We start from the raw sequence: 1,081 nt of genomic DNA, 5'->3' as shown, positions 1-1,081 counted from the left end.
CAACAACGCATCACGAACATTCAATGCATTGAACAACGCCAATGCGTCTTTTGTTTTACCAGTTGGAACTTCAATCGAATCAACGATGAAAAGTTTTCCAGCTGTTGCCAAAGCATCCAACGCACATTTAAGTGCTAGTTTCTTTTGCTTTTTATTGATCTTCTGATCGTAGTTACGACCTGTGTTTGGTCCATGTGCAACAGCACCGCCAACGAAGATCGGTGAACGACGTGAACCGGCACGTGCGCCACCTTTACCTTTTTGAGCCCATGGTTTTTTCCCACCACCGCGCATCTCAGAACGAGTTTTTGCAGATGCCGTATTAGAACGGATACTCGCTTGGTACGATTTAACGTACAAATAGAGGTTATGGGTATTGATACCGCTGAAGCTCTCAGGCAATGCCAATTCAGAGGCTTTTTCGAATTTTTCGTTCAGTACAATCGCGCTCATTGTTTCACTACCTTTACTCGACCTAATGCACCGTTTGCACCTGGGACAGCGCCCACTACAACCAATACACCGTTTTCTGCGTCGTATGACATTACTTCATTTTTTACAGTAACTAATTCGTTACCGTATTGACCTGACATTTTACGTCCTTTTTGGACTTTACCAGGCCATTCGCGGTTACCGATAGATCCACCGGTACGGTGAAAACGGTGACCGTGTGCGCCAGGTCCGCCGGCAAAATTCCAACGTTTCATAACGCCGGTAAAACCGCGACCTTTAGTATTGAATGCACTTTTAACTTTTTTAGCATCCGCTAAAGGTGTCATATCCAAATCACCGGCTTCGGTGTTAGCAACTTCCAATGTAGCGAATTTGTTGAATTCAGCAGAAAGGTTATATTTCTTTTGCTGACCCTCAATAGGCTTATTACGTGCTTTTCCTTGGCTATATGCTACGAGAGCAGTGCCATCTACTACTTCGCAAACTTTCACTTCTTTTACTTTTAAAAGAGTTACCGCTTTACTTGGTACGCCAATCGTTCGGCTCATGCCGATCTTTTCTACAATGTATTCCACACCCTACTCCTTACTTGTCCATAGAGCGAACTTCTACGTCCACTTCCGGAGCC

The 1,081-nt window shown here is 44.5% G+C and carries 2 protein-coding genes; both read right to left on the bottom strand.

Annotated elements, in window-relative coordinates; translation table 11 throughout:
- Nucleotides 1-453, bottom strand: a 453-nt coding sequence (gene rplD / locus A2517_RS07635) for a 50S ribosomal protein L4 (protein WP_294895727.1), incomplete at its 3' end; no start/stop codon positions are given.
- Nucleotides 450-1,028, bottom strand: a complete 579-nt coding sequence (rplC, locus tag A2517_RS07630; protein WP_294895725.1) for a 50S ribosomal protein L3 — start codon at nt 1,026-1,028, stop codon at nt 450-452. The genes rplC and rplD, both read right to left, overlap by 4 nt.
- Nucleotides 1,029-1,081: the final 53 nt, after the last annotated feature.

Origin of the sequence: Sulfuricurvum sp. RIFOXYD12_FULL_44_77, assembly GCF_001830725.1 — a bacterium.
GTDB lineage: Bacteria > Campylobacterota > Campylobacteria > Campylobacterales > Sulfurimonadaceae > Sulfuricurvum > Sulfuricurvum kujiense_A.
Note: the sequence above shows the minus strand (reverse complement) of the source record. Positions and strands in the feature narration are given on the sequence as shown.